Below are 2242 nucleotides of genomic sequence, written 5' to 3' on the forward strand. Positions count from 1 at the left end.
CCGCGTCAACGATGCATGTCGTTGTTGCAAACGCGTAGAAAGTTCACATTTATCGCATAACACCAACGCTTCAAGGTGTTATGCATATTTCAACTTTCTTAAGCTACAAGAAAAGAGGCTACGCATAGCTATGCGCTAGCCTCTTATTTTTATCTGTTTCATAGGAAAGTTTCAATAACGTAGCTGACTAATTAGGAGGCGGTTCCTATCAACCCTCACTCGGAACTTTCACACATTAGTTGGAAATGATTCGTTTTTCAACCTCTCACCCCCTTCATCTAATAAAAGTTCATTATAACCTAGTCCTATTTATTTGACAATGACTGCTATTTGTTGCACAATATAATTACATACTCTTTATAAACTTAATCAATTCTGATAATCTTCAGAATCAACAATAATCCATCCAAATGCAATACAAAGAGAGGTCCTTATGAAAAGATTGATTCAAAACATTCAATGGATTTTTATCTTTTTAATAGTCTGGATAATACTGTTCGAAAAGCTTAACCCGTCCATTGTAATCAGCGGATTCATTACAGGATACATATGTCTTTTCTTTACTGAAAAATATCTTATAGGCGGTTCCTACTACAAGGAATACCCCATTAGTCTTTTTGGCATACTTAAATATATTGTCTTTCTTGTATTGGAAATCTACAAGGCCGGTTTCAGCACAATATTCAAAGTTTTTTCAGGAAAGATAAATCCTGGTGTAGTTGATATAGAAACAGACCTTGAGAATGATTTTTCCATAATAATACTTGCCAATTCAATCACACTAACTCCGGGAACTGTGACTCTGGACAAGAAGGACAATAAACTCAAAATTCTCTGGCTTGATATGGAAACTGATGATCCAGAAGAAGCTGGAAAACTAATAAAGAAAAATCTTGAAAAACATCTCAGAAAAATAACATCATAAACAAAGCGGCTTTGCTGAGTACTCTACAAAAAATAAGTAATTGGGGAAATACTATGGATATTACTTCACTGGCTGTCATTTTACTAACGGTAATGAGTACATTCAGAATAATAATCGGCCCTACAATTTGGGACAGGCTCCTGGGCCTCAATTTAGTAACAACAAAGCTTATCATGCTCATAGTATTGATAGCTTCATTGAGGCAGGAATCCTTTCTCCTAGACATTGCAATTATTTATGCTCTTCTTGGATTCATAGGAATAACATTCATGTCCATATATATTCAAACCAAAGGAGCCAAAAATGAATAATACAATAGGAACCATAATAATATGGATAGGAATAGCATTCATAACAATTGGCGTGTTCAGTATTTACCGATTCAAGAATTTTTATCCAAGAATACTGGTTGCATCCAAAATTGATACAGTGGGCAATATAACATTAATGATTGGAATAGTTATCAAAAACGGTTTCACTTTTTTTTCACTGAAAGTACTTCTGATACTAACAATCATGACTGTAATCAATCCATTGAGCACTCACTCTGTAGCCAGGTCCGCCTATTTCAGTGGATACAGAATAAGAAAGGAGTAGCATATGAAGCAGATTGCACTTATTTTGCTTGTGGTTTTAGCCATCTATGCTGTGCAGACTAAAAAACTCAGAAGAGCAGTCATATTTCTTGGTGCTTTTTCCCTGAGCATATCTTTCGTATATATGCTCTATAATGCTCCTGATGTTGCAATTGCAGAAGCAGTTATAGGATGTACATTGTCGACGATTCTATATCTTGTGGCCCTTAGAAAATATAAGATTTTCACAGTTTTTTACCATGTACCCAATGGAGAAGTTGTGGACAGCTACTACAGTAAAAGTGAGCATTCGGAATTCATCAAGCTTCTGAAGGAATTCTGTACAACTCAGGAGATTGATCCCCAGATAATATATACAACTGACACTAAGGACACCATAATGGAAAACAACATGTACTCCGTAATACTGGAACCAACCGAAGAGGACCTTTATATCCATGTTCATTCAGAAAACTGCAAGGTTGACGCTCTTGAAATTTTTCTAGCGGATAAGATCTACCCTTACGAATATACTATTGTAAAAAGTAGCGAGGTGGTTTGATGAAAAGAAAACTGACTGCATTATATGTAATAATTGTTGGGTTCATTGTACTGCAATGCAATTCTGTTTTTGAAAACAGATTCGGACGTCCCATATACGACCATGTTATTGAGTCTGGATATAATGAAACAGGTTCTGAAAATCTTGTTACAGCCGTATACCTTTTCTATAGATACTACG

General features: G+C 35.5%; 5 protein-coding genes. All 5 read left to right on the plus strand.

The features are described 5' to 3' along the window. The first annotated feature begins 433 nt into the window (after positions 1–433). Positions 434–925 (plus strand): Na+/H+ antiporter subunit E, encoded by a 492-nt coding sequence (locus tag AC3AX0_RS11920; protein ID WP_487550502.1) that lies wholly within the window; start codon positions 434–436, stop codon positions 923–925. Positions 926–978: 53 nt separating this feature from the next. Further along, on the plus strand, positions 979–1236 hold the full coding sequence (locus AC3AX0_RS11925) for an MrpF/PhaF family protein (protein ID WP_487550503.1): 258 nt from the start codon (positions 979–981) through the stop codon (positions 1234–1236). Further along, complete coding sequence (locus AC3AX0_RS11930; RefSeq protein ID WP_487550504.1) at positions 1229–1522, plus strand: cation:proton antiporter; 294 nt, start codon at positions 1229–1231, stop codon at positions 1520–1522. Before AC3AX0_RS11925 ends, AC3AX0_RS11930 begins: the two co-directional genes overlap by 8 nt. Before the next feature lie 3 nt (positions 1523–1525). Beyond that, a complete protein-coding gene (locus tag AC3AX0_RS11935) occupies positions 1526–2062 on the plus strand; it encodes a Na(+)/H(+) antiporter subunit B (protein WP_487550505.1) in 537 nt (178 codons plus the stop codon). Beyond that, on the plus strand, positions 2062–2242 hold a 181-nt coding region (locus AC3AX0_RS11940; RefSeq protein WP_487550506.1), incomplete at its 3' end, for a hypothetical protein. The genes AC3AX0_RS11935 and AC3AX0_RS11940, both read left to right, overlap by 1 nt.

Source organism: Dethiosulfatibacter sp., from assembly GCF_983023055.1.